This window comes from Vibrio sp. Vb0937, from assembly GCF_033338855.1.
Genome location: NZ_JAWOTK010000001.1, coordinates 169,465 through 192,646, shown reverse-complemented (window position 1 = coordinate 192,646; position 23,182 = coordinate 169,465). Strand labels below are relative to the sequence as shown.

Annotated in this window: 20 protein-coding genes; 10 read left to right on the top strand and 10 right to left on the bottom strand. The window is 47.0% G+C overall.

What is annotated here, in order from left to right:
* From R7P67_RS00920 to R7P67_RS00910, 3 genes are read left to right on the top strand one after another with little or no spacing between them, the layout of a single operon-like run.
* Positions 1-1,206, top strand: a complete 1,206-nt coding sequence (locus R7P67_RS00920) for an MFS transporter (protein ID WP_262653180.1) — start codon at positions 1-3, stop codon at positions 1,204-1,206.
* Entirely contained in the window at positions 1,178-3,007 is a 1,830-nt protein-coding gene (locus R7P67_RS00915) for an IucA/IucC family protein (RefSeq protein WP_262653178.1), read from the top strand. The genes R7P67_RS00920 and R7P67_RS00915 overlap by 29 nt, the downstream gene beginning before the upstream one ends.
* Entirely contained in the window at positions 3,000-4,202 is a 1,203-nt protein-coding gene (locus tag R7P67_RS00910) for a type III PLP-dependent enzyme (protein ID WP_262653175.1), read from the top strand. The genes R7P67_RS00915 and R7P67_RS00910 overlap by 8 nt, the downstream gene beginning before the upstream one ends.
* Before the next feature lie 73 nt (positions 4,203-4,275).
* On the opposite strand, the gene R7P67_RS00905 is transcribed toward R7P67_RS00910, so the two are convergent.
* From R7P67_RS00905 to R7P67_RS00895, 3 genes are read right to left on the bottom strand one after another with little or no spacing between them, the layout of a single operon-like run.
* A complete protein-coding gene (locus tag R7P67_RS00905; RefSeq protein ID WP_057620153.1) occupies positions 4,276-5,520 on the bottom strand; it encodes an ABC transporter substrate-binding protein in 1,245 nt (414 codons plus the stop codon).
* A gap of 2 nt (positions 5,521-5,522) precedes the next feature.
* Positions 5,523-6,953 (bottom strand): HAMP domain-containing histidine kinase, encoded by a 1,431-nt coding sequence (locus R7P67_RS00900; protein ID WP_262653171.1) that lies wholly within the window; start codon positions 6,951-6,953, stop codon positions 5,523-5,525.
* Entirely contained in the window at positions 6,943-7,650 is a 708-nt protein-coding gene (locus R7P67_RS00895) for a response regulator (RefSeq protein ID WP_005383484.1), read from the bottom strand. Before R7P67_RS00895 ends, R7P67_RS00900 begins: the two co-directional genes overlap by 11 nt.
* A gap of 265 nt (positions 7,651-7,915) precedes the next feature.
* Between R7P67_RS00895 and ptsG the strand changes: the two genes are divergently transcribed.
* Positions 7,916-9,358 (top strand): glucose-specific PTS transporter subunit IIBC, encoded by a 1,443-nt coding sequence (gene ptsG / locus R7P67_RS00890; RefSeq protein ID WP_025500127.1) that lies wholly within the window; start codon positions 7,916-7,918, stop codon positions 9,356-9,358.
* Positions 9,359-9,453: 95 nt separating this feature from the next.
* On the opposite strand, the gene R7P67_RS00885 is transcribed toward ptsG, so the two are convergent.
* Positions 9,454-9,900 (bottom strand): DUF302 domain-containing protein, encoded by a 447-nt coding sequence (locus R7P67_RS00885; RefSeq protein WP_023584460.1) that lies wholly within the window; start codon positions 9,898-9,900, stop codon positions 9,454-9,456.
* Positions 9,901-10,127: 227 nt separating this feature from the next.
* Between R7P67_RS00885 and R7P67_RS00880 the strand changes: the two genes are divergently transcribed.
* Complete coding sequence (locus R7P67_RS00880) at positions 10,128-12,119, top strand: U32 family peptidase (RefSeq protein ID WP_239938460.1); 1,992 nt, start codon at positions 10,128-10,130, stop codon at positions 12,117-12,119.
* Between the two features lie 29 nt (positions 12,120-12,148).
* Here R7P67_RS00880 and R7P67_RS00875 read toward each other — a convergent pair whose 3' ends face one another.
* The 5 genes from R7P67_RS00875 to R7P67_RS00855 are packed head-to-tail and all read right to left on the bottom strand — an operon-like array spanning position 12,149 to position 17,020.
* Positions 12,149-13,798, bottom strand: a complete 1,650-nt coding sequence (locus R7P67_RS00875; protein WP_262653167.1) for a glycosyltransferase family 39 protein — start codon at positions 13,796-13,798, stop codon at positions 12,149-12,151.
* On the bottom strand, positions 13,795-14,511 hold the full coding sequence (locus R7P67_RS00870; RefSeq protein WP_154204080.1) for a class I SAM-dependent methyltransferase: 717 nt from the start codon (positions 14,509-14,511) through the stop codon (positions 13,795-13,797). Before R7P67_RS00870 ends, R7P67_RS00875 begins: the two co-directional genes overlap by 4 nt.
* A 13-nt stretch (positions 14,512-14,524) precedes the next feature.
* Positions 14,525-14,902 (bottom strand): GtrA family protein, encoded by a 378-nt coding sequence (locus R7P67_RS00865; RefSeq protein ID WP_167415812.1) that lies wholly within the window; start codon positions 14,900-14,902, stop codon positions 14,525-14,527.
* Positions 14,889-15,839, bottom strand: coding sequence for a glycosyltransferase family 2 protein (locus R7P67_RS00860; RefSeq protein ID WP_130545676.1), 951 nt, complete (start codon positions 15,837-15,839; stop codon positions 14,889-14,891). Before R7P67_RS00860 ends, R7P67_RS00865 begins: the two co-directional genes overlap by 14 nt.
* An 8-nt stretch (positions 15,840-15,847) precedes the next feature.
* A complete protein-coding gene (locus R7P67_RS00855) occupies positions 15,848-17,020 on the bottom strand; it encodes a glycosyltransferase (protein ID WP_239945510.1) in 1,173 nt (390 codons plus the stop codon).
* A 267-nt stretch (positions 17,021-17,287) separates the two neighbouring features.
* Here R7P67_RS00855 and R7P67_RS00850 point away from each other — a divergent pair, with 267 nt between their 5' ends.
* From R7P67_RS00850 to R7P67_RS00830, 5 genes are all read left to right on the top strand, one after another.
* Entirely contained in the window at positions 17,288-17,533 is a 246-nt protein-coding gene (locus R7P67_RS00850; protein ID WP_005374689.1) for a DUF3297 family protein, read from the top strand.
* Between the two features lie 226 nt (positions 17,534-17,759).
* Complete coding sequence (locus R7P67_RS00845; RefSeq protein ID WP_154204082.1) at positions 17,760-18,470, top strand: ABC transporter ATP-binding protein; 711 nt, start codon at positions 17,760-17,762, stop codon at positions 18,468-18,470.
* Positions 18,457-20,967: an ABC transporter permease gene (locus tag R7P67_RS00840; protein ID WP_262653303.1), complete on the top strand. Its 2,511-nt coding sequence runs from the start codon at positions 18,457-18,459 to the stop codon at positions 20,965-20,967. Before R7P67_RS00845 ends, R7P67_RS00840 begins: the two co-directional genes overlap by 14 nt.
* Positions 20,967-22,076: a lipocalin-like domain-containing protein gene (locus tag R7P67_RS00835; protein ID WP_262653164.1), complete on the top strand. Its 1,110-nt coding sequence runs from the start codon at positions 20,967-20,969 to the stop codon at positions 22,074-22,076. The genes R7P67_RS00840 and R7P67_RS00835 overlap by 1 nt, the downstream gene beginning before the upstream one ends.
* Positions 22,077-22,179: 103 nt before the next feature.
* Positions 22,180-22,446, top strand: coding sequence for a DUF2999 family protein (locus R7P67_RS00830; RefSeq protein ID WP_004746427.1), 267 nt, complete (start codon positions 22,180-22,182; stop codon positions 22,444-22,446).
* Positions 22,447-22,556: 110 nt separating this feature from the next.
* Here the strand turns inward: R7P67_RS00830 and R7P67_RS00825 are convergent, their stop codons facing one another.
* Positions 22,557-23,144: a GNAT family protein gene (locus R7P67_RS00825; protein ID WP_318085848.1), complete on the bottom strand. Its 588-nt coding sequence runs from the start codon at positions 23,142-23,144 to the stop codon at positions 22,557-22,559.
* Positions 23,145-23,182 lie beyond the last annotated feature (38 nt).

The following is a 23,182-nucleotide window of genomic DNA, read 5'->3' as shown; positions in this document are numbered from 1 at the left end:
ATGACCAAACTCATCTACAGTGTGTTGTTGTGCCACTTTATCGCTGCGTTTGCCGCGTTAGGTATGCCGCTATTTCTACCCGTCGTGTTGCCAACGTTAGGCGCAAGCATTGATGCGGACTGGGCAGGGGTATTGTTTATCCTACCCACGTTTTGTACTGCGTTGGCGGCGCGATTTTGGGGCAACTTTGCCGATCGCTACGGTCGCCGCCGCTCACTCTTGCGTGCACAACTTGGCCTTGCAGCAGGGTTTGCGCTGTGCGGCTTGGCAGACAACCTCGCCATGTTTGTGTTTGGTCTTATTGTTCAAGGAACCTTTGGCGGCACCATGGCCGCCTCGAACAGCTACTTATCTAGTCAAATTAAAGAAGCCAAAACACTCGGCAAGTCACTCAATAAAACCCAACTATCTGCTCGCTTGGCGCTGATCGTTGCGCCCATTGGGCTCGGCTGGAGCTTGTCAGAGACCAACCCGCTCAACGCGTACCTTTGGTTATGCGTTTTGCCTTTAATTGCTATGGGCATCACGCTAACACTGCCAGTGGATAAACCTGCCGAACGAAACCTCGAAAAGCCAAACTCAGAATCTCAGCAAGAAAAACCGGTTGCACAGAAAAACGCAATGCATGGCATTCGTTGGATCTTCTTTGCTCAGTTCGGGTTTGCGTTTTCCATGGTGGTGACCTTTCCTTATTTCTCGCCGTTTGTGCAGCAATATGGCATCACTAACCACGCATGGATCGGTTTTTTGTACGCACTGCCGCATGGCGTCTATCTGTTGCTGGCAGGCAAAATCCACGTGTTGTCAGATGGGCTGAATCGCCATCAACCGCTGCGCACGTTGTGGCTCGGGTTTGCATTGCTTGCCGTGAGCTCTGTCTTGCATTTGATTGCGTCCGAAATCGCACTCATTGCTGCGAGAATTATCTTCGGCATCGCGATGGTGTGTTGTTATCACGGATTGCATCAGCATCTTGCGAGCAATCTGGATCGCAAACTCAGTGGCAAAGTATTTTCTCGCTTTGATGCCATGTCCAAATGGGGTGGCGTGGCAGCGGGATTTTGCGCTTCTTTCATTTCTAGCTTGGGGCTACTTGAGGTTCCTTTCTTACTTTCTGCGATAGTCAGCGTAATCACCTTGATCGCGCTGGTTCTCCATTCAAAATTTGGAAATCAACATGTTACAAACTCAATCCTCTCAGACTAGCGAGTTGTGCGCGCATGATGTGCAGCTCAATCGCGAGAAGGCCCAACTCAACACGATAATGGGTGTTCTTAATTGTTACTTACGTGAATTTGCGCTACCGAATCAACAAGTGGAATGGCACTACCAATCGACATCGCTACCCCAAACGTTAAAACGCAACTATTCCGCCAAACAACGGGTAGCCGTTCATCTGTCTCAACAAAATGGCGTGTTGGTTTTGCCGATTCACTACGCGAGCAAACTGGGCAAAATCAAATTGGCAGAACTGCCTTGGGCGAAAATGCCGGGATCTGGTTGGGCGAAATTGGATGCCACGCAAACTCTTACGCTTTTGCTTAACTATCTCAAGCAGGTGTTGGCGATCCCATTTAACCATGAGCTGATCGAACAACTGGAAAATAGCGTGCTGGTTACCGAGCAGTTTCTCAACGTCGCGGCCAAATCGCATCACAACGAGTTTATCGCTTCGGAACAATCTCTGATTTGGGGGCATACTTTCCATCCGACCCCGAAAAGTCGTTCGGGCGTCACCATGGATGATCTCTTGGCGTTTTCTCCAGAAGTCGGCGCGCAAGTCCCGTTGTACTGGTTTGAAGTGGATACGTCCTTACTTGATGTGCTGAGTTCTGACGGAGAAGCTAACCCTGCGCAGCGCATGCTACAACAGCTCGCGCCACAACACGCCACCAACAATGGGAAGACCCTCTACCCTTGCCATCCTTGGGAAAGCTACACCATTTTGAGCAACCCAAGCGTGAAGCGTGCCATTGAACAAGGCAAGATCACGCCACTGGGGTTAGGTGGTGAAAAGATGCAGCCAACCTCTTCAGTTCGTACCCTCTACCACCCAGACATGGACTGGTTTTCGAAATTCTCCATCAACGTACGATTAACCAATTGCGTGCGCAAAAACGCGTGGTACGAACTCGACAGCGCCGTGCAGATCACGTCGATTCTTAAACCAATTAGAGAAAACGAACAGCTGCACAACCCCGTATTTAAGGTGATGACGGAGCCTTACGCCACCACGTTGAATCTAGAAAGTGTCGCTGAGCGCAATTGGGATGACAACACCAAAGCGCGCGAATCGTTTGGGATTTTGTATCGCGAAAATTTCTCGCTGAGCGAAGTCGACATCTTAAAACCAACCCTCGCAGGCGCTCTGTTTGCTTACGACAAAAACGGCAACAGTTGCATTGCTCAACGCCTTAAAAACAAAGCGCGTACTACGCAAAATCGCTATTCCGACATCGCGACACTGTGGTTTGAACGCTATTTGCATTGCCTAATTCCGGGCGTGTTTAATTACTACTTCAAACACGGGGTGGCGTTTGAGCCGCATTTGCAAAACACCTTGATTGGCTTTGAGCAAGAGATGCCGTGTTGTGTTTGGATTCGTGATTTGGAAGGCACTAAATTACTGCCGGAGTTCTGGCCAGCAGAAACATTAACTGATTTGTCTGAACGCGCGCGACAATCGGTTTACTACAGTCGCGAACAAGGCTGGAATCGCATCGGATACTGCACCTTTATCAACAACATCAGCGAAGCGATTTTCTTCATCGCAGAAGATGATGAGCCACTAGAGCAAACGCTGTGGAATGCGGTGCAAAGTGCCATTGTGCGTTGGCAATCAGTGAGTGGAAAACAGCCGGAACTAGAAGCGTTGCTGAATGGCGGTCACTTCCCAAGCAAAAATAATTTCACCACGCGCTTGATGCAAAAAGCCGATAAAGAGTCGGGCTATACCCAAGTCGCCGCGCCTTGGCAGCAACACGAAAAAGGAGCGCAACATGTCTAATTCCCTCTCTCTACCGACACGCGTTAGCCAACAAGTTCACACGCTCGCACAGCAGCAAAATCAACCTTTGTGCGCGTACTTGTATGACCTAAACGCCTTAGAAGAACACATCAAACAACTGCGTCACGTTTTGCCGAAAAATGTCGAGCTATTTTACGCGGCCAAAGCCAATCCATCGGGCCCGATTCTTAAAACGCTCGCGCCGTATGTCGATGGTTTTGAAGCGGCATCTGGCGGGGAGTTGACACACCTCCACCAGCAACAACTCGATAAGCCATTGATCTTCGGTGGCCCAGGAAAAATGCCAAGTGAATTGCAACAAGCGATTGAGCTTGATGTCGATGCAATTCACGTCGAAAGCCTCACCGAGCTACAACGCATTGGAGCACTAACCGAGCGCCTCAACCGCCCTGCTTCGATCTTTTTGCGTATGAACATTGATATCGGCGACATCACGCTCAGCAAGTTAGCGATGGGCGGCAAGCCGACCCCTTTTGGTTTTGACGAGTCCGAACTGAGCAATGCTTTGATGTTGCTGCGCGATTTCCCGCAAGTGTCACTCAAAGGCTTCCATTTTCACTTGATGTCGCATCAGCTCGATGTTGAACGTCACTTAGCGTTAATGCAGCGCTATTTCCAAGTCGTGAAAGCGTGGCAACAAGAGTTTGAACTCGGTGAGCTGATGATCAACTTAGGCGGAGGCATGGGGATTAACTACCAAAACCCTGAGCAACACTTTCCGTGGATGGAGTTTTGCGACAAGTTGGAATTCCTCATCGCCAAAGAGCAAGTGCAAGATTGGACACTGCGTTTTGAATGCGGACGTTTCATCACGGCGGCATGCGGTTATTACGTGATGGAAGTGCTGGATATTAAGCAAAATCTTGGCGAAAACTTTGTCATCGCACGCGGAGGAACCCACCATTTCCGCACGCCAGCAGCGCAGAGCCATGATCATCCATTCGTCATCCTGAAAAGCGAGCAACACCATGAGATTTCTCACCCAATTCAGCATGCACAAGCGACCTTTGTCGGCCAGCTTTGTACGCCCAAAGATGTGCTGGCACGCAATCAACACGTCGCCCACGTCGATATTGGTGATTATGTTGTGTTTACCTTAGCGGGCGCCTATGCGTGGAACATCTCCCATCAAAACTTCTTGATGCATGAACCGCCGATCTTCCACTATTTCTAAACGGCATACTTCGCTTTACTCAAGCCCCAATCATTGGGGCTTTTTTATTCCACTCGGCACAAATTCATTGCCATTAACCGCTTTGCGAAATAGCAATAATGCGTTTTATCAGCTCGTCGGGTTCCATCTTGGGATTGCGGTAAAAGCGGAAAATTTCCGAGTTTATCGCTTGCTGGGCAACCGGATTGACCGCCATCGAATCAATCATACTCGGCACAGCGAGGTTGTGTTTAACGCCGTAGTGAAAGTCTTGATATGACTGGACCTGACACGGATTAAAATCGCTGATGTCGATATCGGTACGTACCGGAATCGAGCCTTTTACCTTATTGAACTTAGCTTGAAACTCGACATCTGCCAGCGCGCTTGCGGTTTGCTGAGCCGCCTCGGCAGAAAACGACTTGCTCGACATAAACACCAAGCTGTCCATGTTGTAGAGGAATACACCATCGCTGTCCGGCGTTGGGTAACAGCCGACCTCTTGCGGGACTGAGACTTGATTGGCGAGCAGCTCACCCAAAATCCAATCTCCGCCGATTTGAAACAGCGCTTGACCGTCGGCTAGCGCTTGGGTCGCCGTATCCCACTTACTGTCGGGTAATTGGTTGTCTATCAACAAGCTCAGGCGGCGAAATTGCGTCAGCGCTTGGCGCAGGGTGTCGCTGTCGATGCTGTCGCGTTCTAGTTTAACCATTGCATTGGTGTAGAACTCAACGCCGCCAGTGGAGATCACTAAGTTCTCGAAAAGTTGGGCGACTTGCCACGGCTGCTCACCGACCGCGATCGGTACAATGCCATTTTGCTTCGCAAGCTCCATGGCAGCGAACATCTCTTGCCAGTTTTTCGGCGCTGACAGATTCAGTTGTTTAAGCAGTTTGTGGTTGACCCACAACCAGTTCAAACGGTGCAGCGTAAGTGGCAGGGCGATATAGCCGTTTTGTGTTTTGTTGATTTCAATAGACAGCGGGTAGAGCACTTCGTCCCAGCGCTGCTCATCGGCAACCGCGTTGACGTTGTGCAAAATACCGATGGCATCCCACGCCTTAATACTTGGCCCTTCGATTTGCGCGAAGCTCGGTGGATTGCCCGCCAGCGCGCGAGCTTGCAGTACCGTCATTGCGCTGTCGCCACCACCGCCTAGCACCGGGCTTTGCAGCAGCTCAATATCGTGCCGTTTTAGCTGAGCTTTGAGTGTTTGCAGCGCTTGCTGTTCGCCGTCAGAAGTCCACCAATGTAAAAACTCTACCCCTTGTGGCGACTCAGCGTGAGCGACGCAAGGGGTGAGCAACAGTGGGAACAAGAATGCCAGTTTGTTCATAGTCAGTCTCTCGGGAAAGTCAGTGTGGCGCAGAGGCCGCCAAACTGAGAATGGCTCAGCAACAAGTTGCCGCCATGAGCCTTTGCAATACTCTGTGAAATGGTTAACCCCAGCCCACTGCCTTCTTTATAGTTGCTAGCGCGGAAGTATGGCTGGCAGAGCTTTTCAAGTAATAAATCGTCAACACCGTCACCGTGATCTTCAATTTCAATCTGGATCGACTCTGGGCTTTCACTCAGCGTAATGTCCGCTTGATGGCCGTATTTGAGCGCGTTATCGACCAGATTCTGAATGCAGCGCTTAATCGCTAACGGTTTACCAGCAAAGTGGGTGCGGATTTCACCGTGGATGTGAATCGTGTCCGGCGCATCGGCGATATTGGCGGAAATGTGCTGAATCAGTTGGGTGAAATTGATCGGCTCGATTTCCTCGTGGATATCGGTCTCTTTAATGCATTGCAATGCGCCTTTGACCATCAAATCTAGGTCGTTACTCAGGCGGATAAAGCGTTCTCGGTCGGCGTCGTCATCCAGCATTTCCGCCCGTAGTTTTAGGCAAGCAATCGGCGTTTTCAGATCGTGTGAAATGGCACTGAACAGCATCTCGCGGTCTTTAATGTGGCTGTCGATGCGTCGGTTCATTTTGTTAAACGCACGTACCGCCGCTTTCAGTTCGTTACTGCCGCGTTCAGAGACTTCGGGCACGTCTAATCGGCTCGACATCAGGGTTGCGGCTTTTGCCAGCTCTCGAATGGGTTGAATTTCTTTGCGAACGATAAACCAGGTACACAGCAACAGCATTAGCGCGGACACCAATAGCGTCAGCCATTGGCGCAGCTCAAAATAGTTAGTCTCTAGGTTGATGTAAGGCGCGGGTAGCACCGCCGCGAGATAAAACCATTCGTTCTGCGCGACTTCGACCTGCATCACCAGAATAGGCGGATTGAGGTCACCAAACGAAAGCGAATAATGCGCCCACAATAGCGGTAGTTCGTCGATAGGTAGCTCGTTGTTGAACACTTTGAGTTTGTCGCGCTGGGTGAACTCCACCTCGATATTAGGAATGCCGCTCAGCTCGCTTTCTAATACCTCGCGAACTTGGTTGATGACCAACGTTTTGCGCTCGCTCTCTGGCAGTGGGTCGACGTCAATCTGGTGATTGTTGAGTGAGACGAAAAAGCGCGTACCACCCATGTTGCGTAGTTGATTGAGCACCAAGTGGCGATATTCCGAAGGGAGGGTTTGAAAGAAAGCGATGGTGGAAGAAGCGCTCAATGCTAAGCTTTTGACTGTGGTGGTCAGGCCTTCTTTATCGCGTTCGCTGGCGTGTTGATACCAGATAATCCCGGATAATACCTGTGCCAAAATGATCACCAGCAACAAGAACACACTGGTGCGAACGACCAGTGATCCCGTCCAGCGTTTAATTCTCATAATGCACGTCCGTGGTCAGCATGTAGCCTTTGTTGCGCACTGTTAGGATCAGCGAACGATCTTTATCTTCAAGGTGATGACGCAAGCGGCTGATCTGCACGTCAATACCGCGTTCAAACGGGTCGGCATCGCGTCCCCAGATCTCGCGCGCAATGTCATCGCGAGACAATATTGATTGCGCGTGGTTGACGAACAAACCGAGCAGCGACAAATCCGCGCCACTCAGTTGCTTAACCTCGCGGCTAGCAACGTGGGTCAGTTGCCGGGTTACGGTATCTAATAACCAATCATCAAAACGCACTTTACGCGTCAGTTTGCTATTGGCGGTCGATTGGCTGCGTCTCAGAATGGTTTTGATGCGTGCGAGCAGTTCACGCGGACTGAATGATTTGGTGATGTAGTCGTCAGCGCCCATTTCTAGCCCTGCGACTCGGTCGGCTTCTTCAGTGACGGCGGTCAGCATGATGATCGGGATATCGGAGTTTTTGCGCAGTTTCTGGCACAGGGTAAAGCCGTCTTCACCGGGCATCATAATATCGAGGATGATTAAATCAGGATGGTGATCGTTGAGCAGTTGCCACATCACGCCGCCGTTTTCTGCGCAAAGCACTTCAAACCCAGCGCGGCCAAGGTAATCTGACAACGCTTCGCGAAGGTCGAGGTTGTCATCGACGACCAGTATCTGCTTGTTTTCCATCCTATTTCCCCTGTGTCCGTCCCTGTGTCTGCCCCTGAGTTTGGCGCTGGCCAATATGATGCATTCTTAAACGCCCATGCACAATCGAGCCGATTACAATTTTCACTTCTCGGTGTAAGAGATTTGTAAGCGGCCACTTACAAACTGATTGCCTTTTGTAACCTTAGGCGCCGCCTTGCTCGCTATGATCATCCTGACCTAACGTGAAACAACATGACCTGAAGGAATCAGGTCCTACAACACTGGCATTCGTCAGGAGGAAACCATGTTTGCAAGTATATTTGGACAACTACAAAAAATAGGGCGGTCGTTGATGCTGCCTGTGGCGGTGTTACCGGTGGCCGGCTTGATGCTGGGTATTGGTAACGCGGGGTTTGCGTTTATTCCAGACGCGGTCAACAAAGTGATGCTCGCCGCCGGTGAAGGCGTGTTCGGCAACATGCAGTTGATGTTTGCGGTCGGTGTAGCGCTCGGGTTATCAAAAGGCAATGACGGTGCCGCTGCGCTCGCTGGCTTAGTTGGCCTAATTATTATGAACGCATCGCTCGGTATCGTGACTGGCTTGCGCGGCTTAGAAACTGACGCCACCATCATGGGCGTTGAGACGCTGCAAACCGGGGTGTTTGGCGGCATCTTTATCGGTGCGGTCGCGGCAATCATGTACAACCGCTTCTACAACATCAAACTGCCGGAGTATTTGGGCTTCTTCGCGGGTAAGCGATTTGTGCCCATTGTCACCGGTTTATCGGCGATCGTCGTTGGTGCGATTCTCGCGTTTGCATGGCCACCTGTCGGACAACTTCTTGATGCATTCTCTCATTGGGCAGCGTACCAAAACCCTGTACTCGCGTGGGCGGTTTACGGCGCGGGCGAACGTTCATTACTCCCGGTTGGTTTGCACCACATCTGGAATGCGCCGTTCTTCTTTGAAGTCGGCAGCTATGTAGACCCAGAAACCGGCAAAGAGTTTACCGGTGAGCTCACTCGCTTCTTCGCGGGCGATAAAACCGCAGGTTATCTGTCTGGTGGCTTTATGTACTCCATGTGGGCACTACCAGCAGCGGCACTGGCGATTTACCACTGCGCGTCTCCTGAGCGTAAGAAAATCGTCGGCGGTTTGATGATGTCTGCGGCGTTGACCTCTTGGTTGACTGGTATCACAGAGCCAATCGAATTTACCTTCCTATTCGTCGCGCCAGTGCTGTACGTGATCCATATTTTCCTCACCGGTATTGCGTTTGCGATCACCGCGTTTTTGGAAATCAAACACAGTACTGACTTTGCGCACGGCGCGATCCAGTTCTTCCTTTACTACCCAATGTCGACCAACGCGTGGATGTTCATCATCATCGGTCCAATCTGGGCGACGCTGTACTATGGCTTGTTCCGCTTCCTAATTGTGAAGTTGGATCTGAAAACGCCGGGTCGTGAAACCGACATTGCAGAAGTGAAGATTGCCGGACAGCCTGATGAAATTGCGGTGGATGTAGTCGCTGCATTGGGCGGCAAAGCCAATATTAAGTCAGTCGATGCGTGTATCACTCGTCTGCGTGTCTCGGTGAAAGACATCGCTAACGTTGATGTTGCTAAGCTAAAAGCACTTGGCGCGCGAGATGTGTTAGTGATTGGCGACAGTTTACAAGCGATTTTCGGCACGCAGTCTGACTCAATTAAGTCAGAAGTGCACAGCGTACTCGCCACCTCCTGATCTTACCTCCCCCAATATAGGTAAGATTTGCCAACCTCCTTGTGAGGTTGGCTTTTTCGTTTTCGGAGTTAAAAAAGCGAAGCCAATAACCAACCCTACTTCGCCGCCGCGTTGGTTAAATTGCCCAGCACGCCGCTGATTTTGTTCAATACCTCGTCGCAGCCTTCAATATGATGGCGCTGTTTTAAATACATCGGATCGTTGTAAGCTAACCACGTTTTACCTTCAGCATCTTCATACACCAACACTTTTTGGGGTAAATCGAGCGCCACCTCCTGCGCACAGATCATCAGTGGTGTGCCCACTTTAGGGTTCCCAAACACGATAACTTCAGTTGGTCGCAACGTCATATCGACTTTCACTGCGTTCTCTTGATGGTTAATGCGCGCAAAGACGTTCAACCCTTTTTCTTGCGCGATAGCGACAAATTTATCCGCCGTATCTTTTGCTGAATGCGTGCTCGCAACGGTTACCACGCCCTCACCAGCCAACGCACTTAATGACGTCAACGCCACGACCAACCCGATGATTACTTTTTTCATTTGTCGTCCCTTCCTCTCTCTGAGTCGAAAACTAGATATAGAAAAACCAAGTGTAGGAAAACTATAGAAGTCAGATTCCGCTATCGCGAATTGCACTCTACCCACTCAAAAGTCGACCGTGTAACACGGATTAATTGATTCAGATTAATAAAGCATTAACTAGCTGAGCATCAAAAGCGTGAAATACGTAACATTTGCAGCCTATTTTAGTAAGAAAGAGAAAAGTAGTGACACGCGATCAATTTGAGTTATTAGCACCCGGTGGTGATTTAGATTCCATCAAAGCCGCCATTGCCGCTGGCGCCGATGCAATTTACTGTGGGCTCGACCGCTTCAATGCTCGTAACCGAGCGACCAACCTCACCTTAGATAACTTAAATGGCGTGTTAACGTTGGCTCATCAGCACAGCTGTAAGATTTTCCTAACATTGAATGTGCTGATTTTAGAAAGTGAAATTCCGGCGATTGTTCGCTTACTCAGCCAACTGAACACCACCAAAATCGATGGCGTGATCGTGCAAGATCTCGGTCTGACCTATATTCTCAAACATCACTTTCCCGATTTGGATGTGCACGCGTCAACGCAACTGAACACGCATAACGAAGGCCAAATCCTCTTTCTCAACCAGCTCACCGCAAGCCGAGTAAACTTATCTCGCGAACTTAACATCGATGAAATAAAACATCTGGCGCAATTTGGTCGCGAGCACAACGTAATGATGGAAGTGTTTGTCCACGGCTCATACTGCATCGGATTCTCCGGAATTTGCTACATCAGTTCAGCTCGCAATGGCGCATCAGGTAACCGTGGACGCTGTAGCCAACCTTGTCGCGAACAGTACGAAACGACCAAAACAGGCAACAACTACCCACTCAATATGAAAGACAACTCCGCATTTAGCGATTTAGAAGCGCTTGCTGATGCGGGTGTGTATTCCTTAAAAGTGGAAGGACGAATCAAGAAATCGCACTACGTCTATACCGTGGTCGATAACTGGCGTAAACAGATTGATCGCTTGTGCGAGGGTTTGGAACTCTCTGAAGACACCACAGAGTTATACACGGTGTTCAACCGTGATTTCTCCAACGCATTTTTGCAAGGTGATTTCGGCAAGGCGATGTACATCGACAACCCGCGCGACCATGCTGTAAAGCATTTTTCGAAGGTTTACCAATGCCAGTCTGCTGATGATGTACAAGCGGTGAAAAAGAAACTCTACGATGACAAAACCGCGATCATTGAGAAAGTGGCAGAGCAAACTAAGTCGTTCGATGTCACTTCAACACAAGTATCCGGCAGCAGCTTGAAAGGGTCGATTGATGTGCCAACTCTGCCAGCGTTACCTCAACCAGAACCTCGCCAAGGTGCGCCAAAATTATCGGTTCTGATCTCGTCAGCACAAGAAGCCATGCTGTGCGAATACCACGACATTGATGTTTACTATCAATTGCCAATGGGATTGTCTGGTGAACTGAGCGCGATGATTGAATTGTTCCAAGCCAACCCAATGCTCAAACCTTGGTTCCCTGCCATTTTGATTGGCGAAGACTACCAATCCGCTCGTGTATTTTTGGAAACCATCCAACCTGAATTGTTGATCACCAACAACTCAGGCGTCGGCATGCTCGCAAAAGAGCTCGGCTTAGGCTGGGTGGCAGGCCCACAAATGAACACGGTGAACTCATACGCGTTTAAATGCCTTCAAGACGAGTTCGCGGCAAGTGGCGCGTTTGTTTCTAACGAGCTGAATATGAAGCAGATGCGTCACATAAAGCGTCCGAAAAACATGCGCAGCTTCTACAGCATTTATCATCCAAATACCCTACTCACGAGCCGCCAATGTTTGTTCCAACAAACCGAAGGATGCCGTAAGGTGAAGGTCAACAAAGGTTGTTTGAAACGCTGTGATAAACGCACGTCTATCATCAACTTAAAAGACAATCCTTACGTGGTGCAAAAACAGAAAGGCAGCCACAATTCGATCTACAGCGAACACAACGTCTTAAACCTGCAAGTGCTGCACGATCTGCCTCAATTATTTACCGATGTGTTGATCGATCTGCGTGATATCCAGACCGAAACGAAAGTCTCAGCAAGCAAACCTGAGTTGATTGACGCGTTCTTAGCTCTACTTGAAGAACACAGCGAACAAACCGTCCAAACGCTGAATGCCATGATTCAACCAACAGCCAACGCGCAGTATTTGAAGGGGTTATAGGGGAACAAAACTAGGTTCTACAACTTTTGCTAAGGGCCAAACAAATAGGGGGAACTCTCAGGATTGCTTTGCCTGAGCGCCTCAATGCCAAGGTGAGAAAAATACCAATGAAGAGTACAAGTACCATCTTGGGACATCAGTGTATACGCTCCGGAGTTGAGCCATATCTTCTCTCCGACAGACACACCAACACCATCAATAAAGCAACGGTTCAAGCGATCACTCTCAAGCACGTACCAACCCGAGCGCAGTAAATCGCCTCGAACACTAGATTGTGTTTTTAACCCAAGAGTCAGAATAAACGGAGCAATAGATACATAGTGTTGCCGAAGAGCATCACGGTCCTCCTCTAATAACCAATCAGGAATTCGATAACTTTCGACGATGAGTATCGGCTTTACTGCACGAATTTCCTGCCAAACGTCATACTGACCCCGATAGTAGTTGTCTATCTTGATGGCAGATGTTCGCCAATGATAAGTAGATGGACGAAAAAGACCTATTCCTTCATAGGCAAAGACAGCGTCGTCAACTTGCGTGTGCCTTTCTATGAATGTTTGTAGGGCGACTTGGTGCTGATTATTATGTTGTACCGGATAGTGGAGGATACGAGCAATCACAATCAAGAATAGTACGATACAAGTGACGACCGTCCCTTTCGACCACTCCCGAGTAGATGAAACAACGTACTGGATTGAGAACGCAACAAATACCGCAAGTATAGGGTAAAGTGTGACCAAGTTATATGCATGATAGTGGGGGTTAGCCAAAACCGACAACACAGCTAATATAACCAAAGCTATCAAAAACTGAGCTTGCTTAAACGACAGTACTTTCCACTTATCGACACATATTCCCACTCCTATGAGAGCAAACAGCCAATAAACAATATCATGTAAAAAGTACTGTATCAGTACATCAACCTTCAGAGAGTTTGCGTCACTAACATGCGATGTCGAATACAGAAATAAATCAAACGTCGTGTACAAAAACAGTTCAAGTGAAGAGATTCCAACGGTCGCAACAAACAAAGCTACGCAAGAGATAATGCCTAACAAAAGCGCACTGACATCCAAGACAAAGTCACGTACGGAGCGCTTTTGAATTAGCCGAATAAGCCCGAAGAGCCCAATCACTACGCCAATCAAAATCGCCTTAAATTTGAAGAGTATCGCAAGCCCGAATAATAACCCCACCCAAAACAATTTATGAGCATCACTTCCTGGGCACACATACAACACAATGATTATTTGTAACCAAAGAAAAAGAATAACGAGGTCAGGACGAAGGTCAATGCCACGCATCACCATCGCAGAAGAGGCAAAGAGCAATAACAATGTAGTGAGTGCAATATTGACTGTAAATATTTGGCGAAGAAGCACATAGACTTGCCAACCTATCGCCAACAAAAACAAAACAAAAAACGAACGAAAAACGTAAATAAGCTCGAATCGTTCGCCAAAGAAAAAGTAAACTGGCGTCATCCAATCAAAAAGCAAAGTATAGCTATCAACATTGAAGTCAAGATTCGGCCGTTTCCCAACGCTCATTAACCATGTGGTATAAAGCGCCATGTAATCATCATTAACGAGCGCGAGATTGAATATGATGTAAACATAAAAACCGAATAACAGACTTAAGTTAATCCCAAGTAGCCATCTAACTCTTGCTTCACTCATCGCTTCTTAAGTATCCAAACTTGTTTCGTTTTGAGTAAACTCGGCCAAATTGACTCAAGCCATATCAACGGGCGCATTAAAATGCCTGGAATAAAGTTATAGACAAAGCTAGGAAAGAGCAGGATCACTTGAGAGTCTATAACCTCGAAACCGTGTGCATCTGCCAACTTGTAAATACTAGATGTGCTATTGGTGTAAACATCTCCTCCTAGCTGTTCAGAAAAAAGTCGGGTCCAAGTTCGCGGAGACCACCTTAGGCTATCAAAAATAAGATATCCTTCTGGTGCAATTACCCGTTCAAACTCCGAAAACAACCGATCTTGATCATCGCAATGAAACAGAAAACGACTAGATAATACTACTGAAAACTGCTGCTCTGGATATGTCGTTGAATAGATGTCTTGTTTAGAAAAATGTGTTTTTTGGAACAAAGGGTTCTCGTAACAAACTGCGAGCATCTCATCAGAGTAATCTGCCGCATAAACTTTTTTAAAGCCAGACGCCTTAATAGTTGGAAGCATTCTTCCCGTGCCACAGGGTATATCTAGAATTGACTCTTGCAAGGAGCAGATATTAAGAAACTGTGAAAACAAAGACACTTCAGACTGATGTACAAATTGTCCACCAACATTTGAAAAACGTAGATCTTCATACTTTTTCACCGTTTCAGAATCACTGTAGAAATCTTGTTTTTCTTGCCGATTCGTTTTCATAAGTCACCTCTTTTCAGCGCTGAAACAAATGAGCTTGATTAAAGATGATGCGTTTCATTAATAGATATACAATTGGGAAACGAATCAACACGACCAAAATCTGCGAAATGAGAACATGAATGCCTACAATACTTTTAAAGATATAAAGCAGCAAAACACTCAAGAACAATGATCCTGCCGTTATGGTGATGAATTTAAAAAAGCTTCTTACATTTGTACAAACAGAAAACGTATATATTGAGTTCATGATGTAACTAAAGGCAGAACCCACTAAAAAAGACAAAACAGAAGATGTCAAATAATAGACATCAAAATAAATAAGAACACAAAAAACGAGGTAACTGACCAGAGTATTCATGATACCCACTGAACCAAACTTAACTATCTTCATCGCTACTCTTTATATTCCTTGTGTAACGAATAATGTAATCGGGTCGGTCTTGACCTTGCTCGAAAATTCGCCCGACGTAAGAGCCGATTAAGGCAATAAAGAACAATAAAATCCCTGAGAAAAAGACTTGGAAAAAGATGATTGATGTCCAACCATCGACAGTTGTGCCAAAAACGAACTTACTTACTAGTGCTTTGGTGAGATATAACAAGCCAAGTGACCACATCAATGTTGAGATAACAAACATCAGTTGAATAGGAAAGCGGGAAAAATTAAGTACCGCGTCTGACGCTAAAGCAAACATCTTAGTAAGTGAATACTTCGTTTCTCCTGCATGTCTACCATCACGTTCATATTGAATAATGGTTTGATTAAATCCGATAATGGCAAAAATACCCCTCAAGTATTTGTGCTTCTCTCGGTAACATGAAATGGCCTCTCTAACTGGCTTAGTAAATGCTCGAAAATCACCGCAATCTTCAATTAAATTAGCGGGAGAAGTAAGGGATAAAAAGCGGTAAAACAATTTTGCACTAATTAGCTTAAAAGCGGTTTCATTTCTTCTCGACAAGCGTTGGGCATGGACGATATCAAAGCCTTTATCGATCTCTTCCAAGAACTGTGTAATAACTTCTGGGGGATCTTGAAGATCGATATCAATGGTAATATTAATATCTCCAGTTGCAGCTTCGATTCCAGCAAACAAAGCGGTTTGCTGCCCAACATTCGCAGCAAGATGCACGATCACTAATCGTTCATCCGCCATAGCCAGCTTGTCTAAAATTACTGCACTTTTATCAACACTAGCATCATTAACTACAACAAACTCAAACAAATACTGATCGTATTGCTTAGCAATTTCGCACAAACGCGAGTAATACTCCTCGATGACAGACTCTTCATTAAAACACGGAGCGATAAAGCTAATTTTATCCATACTCCCTCCTACCCAAGGCCGAGTGTTTGCGCATAGCCAGACACAAAACTTTCTAACGTATAACGAACTTTAAACTGCTCTATTTGATTTCTAGACATCTGGTCAAGTTGACCCAACTTAAAACCGTTCTCTATCGCACTTGCACTCGCTTCTAAATCATCCAGATCAATTTCAATGGCATTAGAACCGAATTGAATGACATCCGATAATTGCTCGAAATCCGGAATCGCAATCGGTAATCCGCAAGATACCGCCTCCACGATTAGGTTAGGTGTTAGGCTCGTTCCGACACATGTCCTTAGTGGTAAAACCAACAAATCTGCACTCGCCATCTCAACTGAAATATCAATGCTCTCTTTAAACTCTATTTGGTGATGTAGCTCATGTTTAGAAACAAGTTTCTCTATATTTGCTTGGTCGCCGAAGCCACTGAGACAGAGCGTTAGATCAAAATCGATACATTCTCGCTTCTTTAGTATTGCAGCCAATTCAATTAAAGCGTCAACGCCTTTTGATGGCTTAGAATGCCCGATATAAAGTAAAGACATTCTTTGTGTCTTCTTTGCAGGAATGGGTCGCGAAAAGTGCTCAGAAAAAACCCCATTTTGAATGAAATAGACTGGCAAATGAGACAGAGAAGATAACTGAAATTTCTGGTAGTTACTGTGCACAATCGCTTGACAAAAATTGTCTAACAAACGCTTGTATAAAGGCGCACTGATAAACGAATTAAATAGCAATAAATGTAAATACTTAAACCAATTCCGAAAAAAATAATGCTTGTTATTACGGACCTCGTCTAAGGTCAAATATGACTGCCAAATGGATAAAGTCGTCTGCTTTTGATATCGAGATTTTAAAAAGAAAAAAACCACCAATAGTTCTATAGGCGTAGCAATATGTAGGTTAACCTTCGCACTGTTGGTTTTCTCGATCAGCCTGTTGAGCTCTCTACATAAGTAAATAAGATTCATCAGCCCCTCAAACAGAGATTCATATCGACTCTCATTACGAAAGGTATGTTGTTCAACCTTAATATGAGAACGAAACTCAGTTGGAGTAACAGTGACAACATGATGTCCATTCTCAGTTAAGCACTGCGCTAAATTGACGAAGTTTTTACTCATTGCTTCTTTTTGATCACTTCGAAATCTAGCGATAGCTAAGATCACAAGTTCCATTTGTTTTCCTAATACTTATCGCACCTAATAACCATAGTATAAACAACGAGAACCTGAGAAACTGTTTACTAGTAAGAGAATCAAAATGATAAAAAGACAATGATTGAATTAATTTTAAAAGGACTCACCGAAAGAGCAAAAGGAGATAGATAAAAATTAGGGCTTTATTGCAGTTCAGTCCATTAAAAACCAGTCACAATCCTTGAACACTCGCCTTGCACTGACTACAATGACGCACTTTTTTTAATGACTTCAAGGTCAAACAAAATGACAGATACAGCTAAACCAGCTCTACCAGATCGCCTAGCGGGTAACCCACGTAGCCCATTCTTCATCAAAGAATGCTTCGAGCACCAAATCGGTATTCGTATCAACGGTCAAGAGCGTACTGACGTAGAAGAATACTGCATCAGCGAAGGTTGGGTAAAAATTGCTTCTCCTAAAGCAAAAGACCGTTTCGGTAACCCAATGCTAATCAAGCTTAAAGGCGAAGTTGAAGCGTACTACGTGTAAGCTGACCATGCTGAATGTATTTGAAAGCTCGAGTTTGACTCGGGCTTTTTTAATGCTTGTCATATACCTTCCTCGTTTAATCTATTCCCTCCTCTTTTCAGTACAAGTTATTAAGAAATCGATGTAAATCGCTGTTTTTATCTAATTGTTGTCTAAAATTTCTAGAGAACTAACTGCAATAGTGATTGCCAAAAGAAACGACACCTTTTGAATACAGGGAGAGGAAATGGAAAGCCCACTTGTCACACTCAAACACGCCAGCAAAAGCTTTGTTGATGGCAAAGAAACACATCGCGTGTTAGAAGGCGTCGACTTTACGTTGAACACAGGAGCGAGTGTTGCGCTAACGGGCGCAAGTGGTAGCGGCAAAAGTACTTTACTCAATGTCATCGCTGGCTTTGAGCCACTTTCCGAAGGTGAGTTGTGGTTAGATGGCGATAACACAGCGGCTTGGAAAGACCCACAATGGAGCCAATTTCGACACCAAAAACTCGGTGTTATCTTTCAGCAATTCAATCTATTAACGCCGCTCAACGTGCAGCAAAACATCGCCTTCCCTCTGCATTTGAATCAGCAGAAATGGAACGACTGGTGCGATTATTTGGTCGAGACTCTGGGCATCAGCCAACTGCTCGATAGACATGTTTCTGCCCTTTCCGGTGGTCAACAACAACGAGTCGCTATTGCGCGCGCCTTAGCACACAAACCTAAACTGCTACTTGCTGATGAACCCACAGGTAACCTTGACCAAAAAGCAGGGTTAGAAGTGATGAAACTGCTGAGTGAAATCACCACCCAAGGCAATACCGCCGTGCTCTTGGTGACCCACAGCCATGAATGCGCTGAATTTATGAAAGCACGGCTGCGATTGGATAACAGTCAGCTACAGAACAGCCATCAAGTAAACAAACATGAGCTTCACCATGAAGCAAACTAAGCCATCAAACAACAGATTCACTCATACTCGACTCGCCCTGAATCTGTTTGCAGCGCACTATCGGCAGGCGCCACTGCAAGCCGCCGCAATTCTGATCGGTATAGTGCTGGCCGTGACCTTGTTTGTTGCGGTGCAAGCCATCAACCTCAATGCCAAGCGCAGTTATGCTGAGTCTACCGAGCAGCTCAGCGCACAAGCTCAGAACGTAATTATTCCACCAGCAGGGCAAAACTACCTGCCTGAATCGCTCTACTTCACCCTTAGACAAAACGGACTCAGTGCAGCGCTACCTGTAATCGAAGGGCGAGTGAGAGACGAACAAGGTCGACGCTGGTCAGTACAAGGTAGCGAGTTGATTGCCGCTATCTCTTCACGTTCTCGCTATTCATCAGATAGTGAACAGAACGTGTCTTTGTTCGATAGTGCTTTACCTTTGCCTGAGCTTTTAGCCGGCAAGCCAATCGTGATGATGAGCCAATCTCAACATCAAAACTTAGGAGAGGTAGAAACCCTAACTCTGGACGACATTCCAACCCAAGTGGTGGTGCTACCTGACGAATGGCAGTTAGGTAGCCGAATGTTGATGGACATTGGCTTTGCCCAGCAACTGCTCAATAAACAAGGACAGCTCAGTTACATTGCGGTTTTCCATTCGGGTGATAAAGGGAATAAAGACACGCAAGCAAATTGGCAGAACCTTATTGGTGAGCAAGGACAATGGATTGCCAATAATCAAAGTACCGACCTTGGTTCGCTGACCGACAGCTTTCACCTCAACCTCACGGCAATGAGCTTACTCGCGTTTTTAGTCGGGCTGTTCATCGCTTACAACGGCGTAAAGTACAGCTTGCTTAAACGCAATCGGCTGTTAGTGCAAATTCAACAAGCGGGTGTTGCGCCGAGCATTGTGTTCTCTGCGCTGTTAGTTGAACTCACTATTCTCGTTACCATCGGCGCTTCCCTCGGTTTTGTATTGGGCATGCAGCTTAGCCACTGGTTACATCCGACCGTGGCACTGACTCTAGAACAACTTTATGGCGCGACACTGCTGCCCGGCACTTGGCAGTGGCAATGGTGGGCGCAAGCCCTGCTACTCACGTTAACCGCAACCCTATTGGCATGTTGGCAGCACTTTAAACAGCGAGTGCGCCAGCCGCTTTCCTCTCATGGCGGATTTTATCAAGCGCCGGAAGCCTCTAACGAAAACCAATTGTTCGTGATAGGTGCTGCGTTGACGGCTCTCGCACTCGCAGGGTTATGGCTGAGTGAGCATCATCGCTTTACCATGGCGTGGCTCGGCGTGCTTGTGGTGTCGATTCCTTTGTATCTACCTAAAACACTCAGCGTCTTAGCCAATTGGTGTGAAAAGCGCACCACTTCCGGTTTGATGCAGTATCTGTTTGCTGAGTTGCGCGAGCTGATTTCTCCGCTTTCTCTCGCCATGATGGCACTGCTACTCGCTGTTACAGCCAATATGGGGATGAACACCTTAGTGGGCAGCTTTGAATCCACCCTAAAACAGTGGTTAGAACAAAGGTTGCACGCCGATATTTACGTCAGCCCTGCCCAAGGGGAAATCGCAGATGTAGAGCGCGCATTAGGACAGTTCGACAATGTTGAGACCGTCTACAAGCAATACTACGTCGACGATAACCTGCAAGGCTTACCGATTTTACTTGGCACCAAAGACAAAGACACCTTAGAGCAAACCATGGTGTTCAAATCGCATTTGGAGAACTTCTGGCAGCGTTTTTACCAAGGTGAGTCAGTCGCCATCAGTGAACCAACCGCGGTCAAACTGGGTTTATCACTGGGTAGCGAGCTCACACTTGATGCTGTTCCAAATAAGAACCTGCTTGTGGGGGCGATATTTCACGATTACGGCTCACCCAACGGTGAAGTGTTATTAGCACCAAAGTTATGGCAAGAGAGTGGCTTTACCGACCTGCCAACAAGCCTTGGCATTAAAGTATCAGGAGACCCACAAATCGTATACGACCAACTGCGCGAGCAACTGAATCTGCATCCAAGTCAGCTCTACGATCAGGCGCAAATCAAATCCATCGCGTTTGATATATTCTCGCAGACCTTCGCCATTACACGCGCACTCAACGGCGTGACGTTGATGGTCGCAGTGATTGGCTTGTTCAGTGCTTGCTTCATGTTGCTCGACGCGCGCAAAGCCGCCATTGCAAGGCTGTACGCACTTGGCGTTAGTCGTCGTAAATTAATGACCATGGTAGTCGGACAGATCGTTGCTCTGGTCAGTTTTACTCTGGTTATCGCCCTGCCCCTCGGAGCCATGGTGGGTTACGTGCTGACAGACATCGTCACCTTACGAGCTTTTGGTTGGAGCTTAAATTATCTGTGGAATTGGAGTGACGCGCTGAGCATTGCGGCGATCACCATCTTAGTGGCAGTGATCGCAACCTTGATTCCGCTGTGGCGATTGGTCAGCAAGCCTGTCGTTTCCAGTTTGCAAAGCGAGGTATTGTGATGGTTCGAATAGCAAGCACACTTACTCTATTCATGAGCAGTCTGTTCCTGTTCGGTTGTGAAGATCCCCAACAACAAAATATGGGCACGTTGCTGGGAAGCGGAGATACGCAAAGCGAGACCAAACTATTCACACCCGTAGAAAAAGGGGTGGAACTCACCTTTCCTGCCGATCATCAAGCGCACCCAAACTTTCGTCATGAATGGTGGTACTTAACCGCTAACTTAATTGATGAAGATGGCACTCCACTTGGCGTCCAGTGGACACAATTTCGCTTTGCTGCTGCGCCGCCAACGGACGAAGATGACGTAAAGAAAACCGAATGGCAAACTCAGCAAATCTACATGGCGCACAGCGCAGTGACGACCGCAGACAAACACTACGCCGATGAAAAATGGTCGCGCGATCAAGCCTCTCTCGCCGGCGTTGATTCTTCACCATTTCGGGTTTACCTCGATGATTGGCAGTGGACTTCTTCAACCACCGATCTCTTCCCTGCCACATTGAATGCAAACTCCAAACAGTTTGGCTATTCGCTGACGCTTACCAGCACTGCGCCTTATCAAAAGCAAGGCGAGCAAGGTTACAGTACCAAAAGTGGCGATGGTCAGGTGGCTTCGTATTACTACAGCCAACCGTTTATTGATGTCTCCGGTGAAGTCACGATCGACGGCGAAACCCATCAAGTATCCGGCAAAGGTTGGATAGACCGAGAGTGGAGCTCGCAATTCTTACTCGACTCACAACAAGGCTGGGACTGGTTTGCCCTAAGGTTGAGTGACGACACTAGCTTGGTGGTGTTCCAATTGCGGGATTCCAAAACCGGAGCAGCCAGTTACTCCAGCGCAAGGCTGATGCAGCAAGATGGTTCTGGCATTGCTATCCCACAGAAAGACATTCAGCTAGAGGCGACTAAGCAAACAGAAATCCAAGGGCGAAAGTATCCAACCCAGTGGCAAGTGTCGATTCCTAAGCAGCAAATCGAGCTAACCGTTTCTGCACTCAACCCGAAAGCGAAAATGCCGCTTTCAGTGCCTTATTGGGAAGGCCCTGTGCGCATTAAGGGCTCTCATTCTGGGACAGGTTATATGGAACTAACGGGGTATTGAAAAGTTGAGTGATTACCCCAATTATTCAGCTAGTACAAACACAGGTAACCGAGTGATACACTGCACCTAAGTGTCATCCAATGAATGATTGAAAGGAAATATGATGAACCCAATTATCGCCTTGCTGAAAGAGAACAATATCAGCGACGAACAAATCAACGAGATTTTTCAGACTCTGACGCAAAACCCTCTAGCGGCAATGGCAACAATCAGCCAACTAGGTTTGCCACAAGACAAGCTACAAATGCTGATGGCGCAAGTGATGCAAAACCCTGCGCTAATTAAAGAAGCCGTAGACGAGTTGGGATTGGATTTCTCAAAGGTTGAAGAAGCAAAAGAGAAGCTTCAAAGCCAAAACCAAGGCAACTAAGTGTTAGCCATTTAGCGCTGAATATAGAAAAGGCCGTTAACCCGAGCATGTGGGTTAACGGCCTTTTTTGTTGGCTACTTTGTTGTTAGCTACTTTTTGTCGGCTAATTATTAGCGATTTAAAGACGCGAATTGTTCTGCGGTTATGCCGTAATAGAGCTTGTCGTCAAAGCCTTGCGTTAGTTTGTAGTAGTCTTTCTGACGGCCTTCTTGAGTAAAACCATTTTTCTCTAACGTCTTGTAAGAACCAGCATTAGAAGCGTAGCAATCGGCACTGACTTTATGGTCGTTTAGCTCAGTAAATCCAATCTCGGTCATCATTTGGCAAGCACGGGTTGCAACGCCTTTGCCCCATGCGTAAGTAGGTAATTGATAACCCACTTCGTAGTTGCCAGTTAAGAACATCACTGCGGTCACCGCACACATTCCCATGTACTGACCTTGTTGGTCGCGAATCACGAACGTTGGACAGTCTGGCCAAACACCCTTTTTGATCGCTTGTGCCGTATTTTCAATAATAGGGCCAAAGAAACCCTCATATAAGCTGTTGTCAGCAGGTGCGAAGAATAGATACTGATTGACCTTATCGTCGTTCAACATCTCGATAATATCTTGTAGATCAGAGCCTTGAATCATTTGGATAGTCAACGATTCGTTAAATGGGATGGCTTCGCCTTGTTTTAGTTTTTGATATGACATGTGTTACCTCGTTATCTGCTGAAAATAGTAGCTCAGCG

Bases quoted from the DNA above. Each gene is read 5' to 3' on its own strand.
- R7P67_RS00920 (WP_262653180.1), top strand. From the start codon at position 1: ATGACCAAACTCATCTACAGTGTGTTGTTGTGCCACTTTATCGCTGCG.
- R7P67_RS00915 (WP_262653178.1), top strand. From the start codon at position 1,178: ATGTTACAAACTCAATCCTCTCAGACTAGCGAGTTGTGCGCGCATGAT.
- R7P67_RS00910 (WP_262653175.1), top strand. From the start codon at position 3,000: ATGTCTAATTCCCTCTCTCTACCGACACGCGTTAGCCAACAAGTTCAC.
- R7P67_RS00905 (WP_057620153.1), bottom strand. From the start codon at position 5,520: ATGAACAAACTGGCATTCTTGTTCCCACTGTTGCTCACCCCTTGCGTC.
- R7P67_RS00900 (WP_262653171.1), bottom strand. From the start codon at position 6,953: ATGAGAATTAAACGCTGGACGGGATCACTGGTCGTTCGCACCAGTGTG.
- R7P67_RS00895 (WP_005383484.1), bottom strand. From the start codon at position 7,650: ATGGAAAACAAGCAGATACTGGTCGTCGATGACAACCTCGACCTTCGC.
- ptsG (WP_025500127.1), top strand. From the start codon at position 7,916: ATGTTTGCAAGTATATTTGGACAACTACAAAAAATAGGGCGGTCGTTG.
- R7P67_RS00885 (WP_023584460.1), bottom strand. From the start codon at position 9,900: ATGAAAAAAGTAATCATCGGGTTGGTCGTGGCGTTGACGTCATTAAGT.
- R7P67_RS00875 (WP_262653167.1), bottom strand. From the start codon at position 13,798: ATGAGTGAAGCAAGAGTTAGATGGCTACTTGGGATTAACTTAAGTCTG.
- R7P67_RS00870 (WP_154204080.1), bottom strand. From the start codon at position 14,511: ATGAAAACGAATCGGCAAGAAAAACAAGATTTCTACAGTGATTCTGAA.
- R7P67_RS00865 (WP_167415812.1), bottom strand. From the start codon at position 14,902: ATGAAGATAGTTAAGTTTGGTTCAGTGGGTATCATGAATACTCTGGTC.
- R7P67_RS00860 (WP_130545676.1), bottom strand. From the start codon at position 15,839: ATGGATAAAATTAGCTTTATCGCTCCGTGTTTTAATGAAGAGTCTGTC.
- R7P67_RS00855 (WP_239945510.1), bottom strand. From the start codon at position 17,020: ATGGAACTTGTGATCTTAGCTATCGCTAGATTTCGAAGTGATCAAAAA.
- R7P67_RS00850 (WP_005374689.1), top strand. From the start codon at position 17,288: ATGACAGATACAGCTAAACCAGCTCTACCAGATCGCCTAGCGGGTAAC.
- R7P67_RS00845 (WP_154204082.1), top strand. From the start codon at position 17,760: ATGGAAAGCCCACTTGTCACACTCAAACACGCCAGCAAAAGCTTTGTT.
- R7P67_RS00840 (WP_262653303.1), top strand. From the start codon at position 18,457: ATGAAGCAAACTAAGCCATCAAACAACAGATTCACTCATACTCGACTC.
- R7P67_RS00835 (WP_262653164.1), top strand. From the start codon at position 20,967: ATGGTTCGAATAGCAAGCACACTTACTCTATTCATGAGCAGTCTGTTC.
- R7P67_RS00830 (WP_004746427.1), top strand. From the start codon at position 22,180: ATGAACCCAATTATCGCCTTGCTGAAAGAGAACAATATCAGCGACGAA.
- R7P67_RS00825 (WP_318085848.1), bottom strand. From the start codon at position 23,144: ATGTCATATCAAAAACTAAAACAAGGCGAAGCCATCCCATTTAACGAA.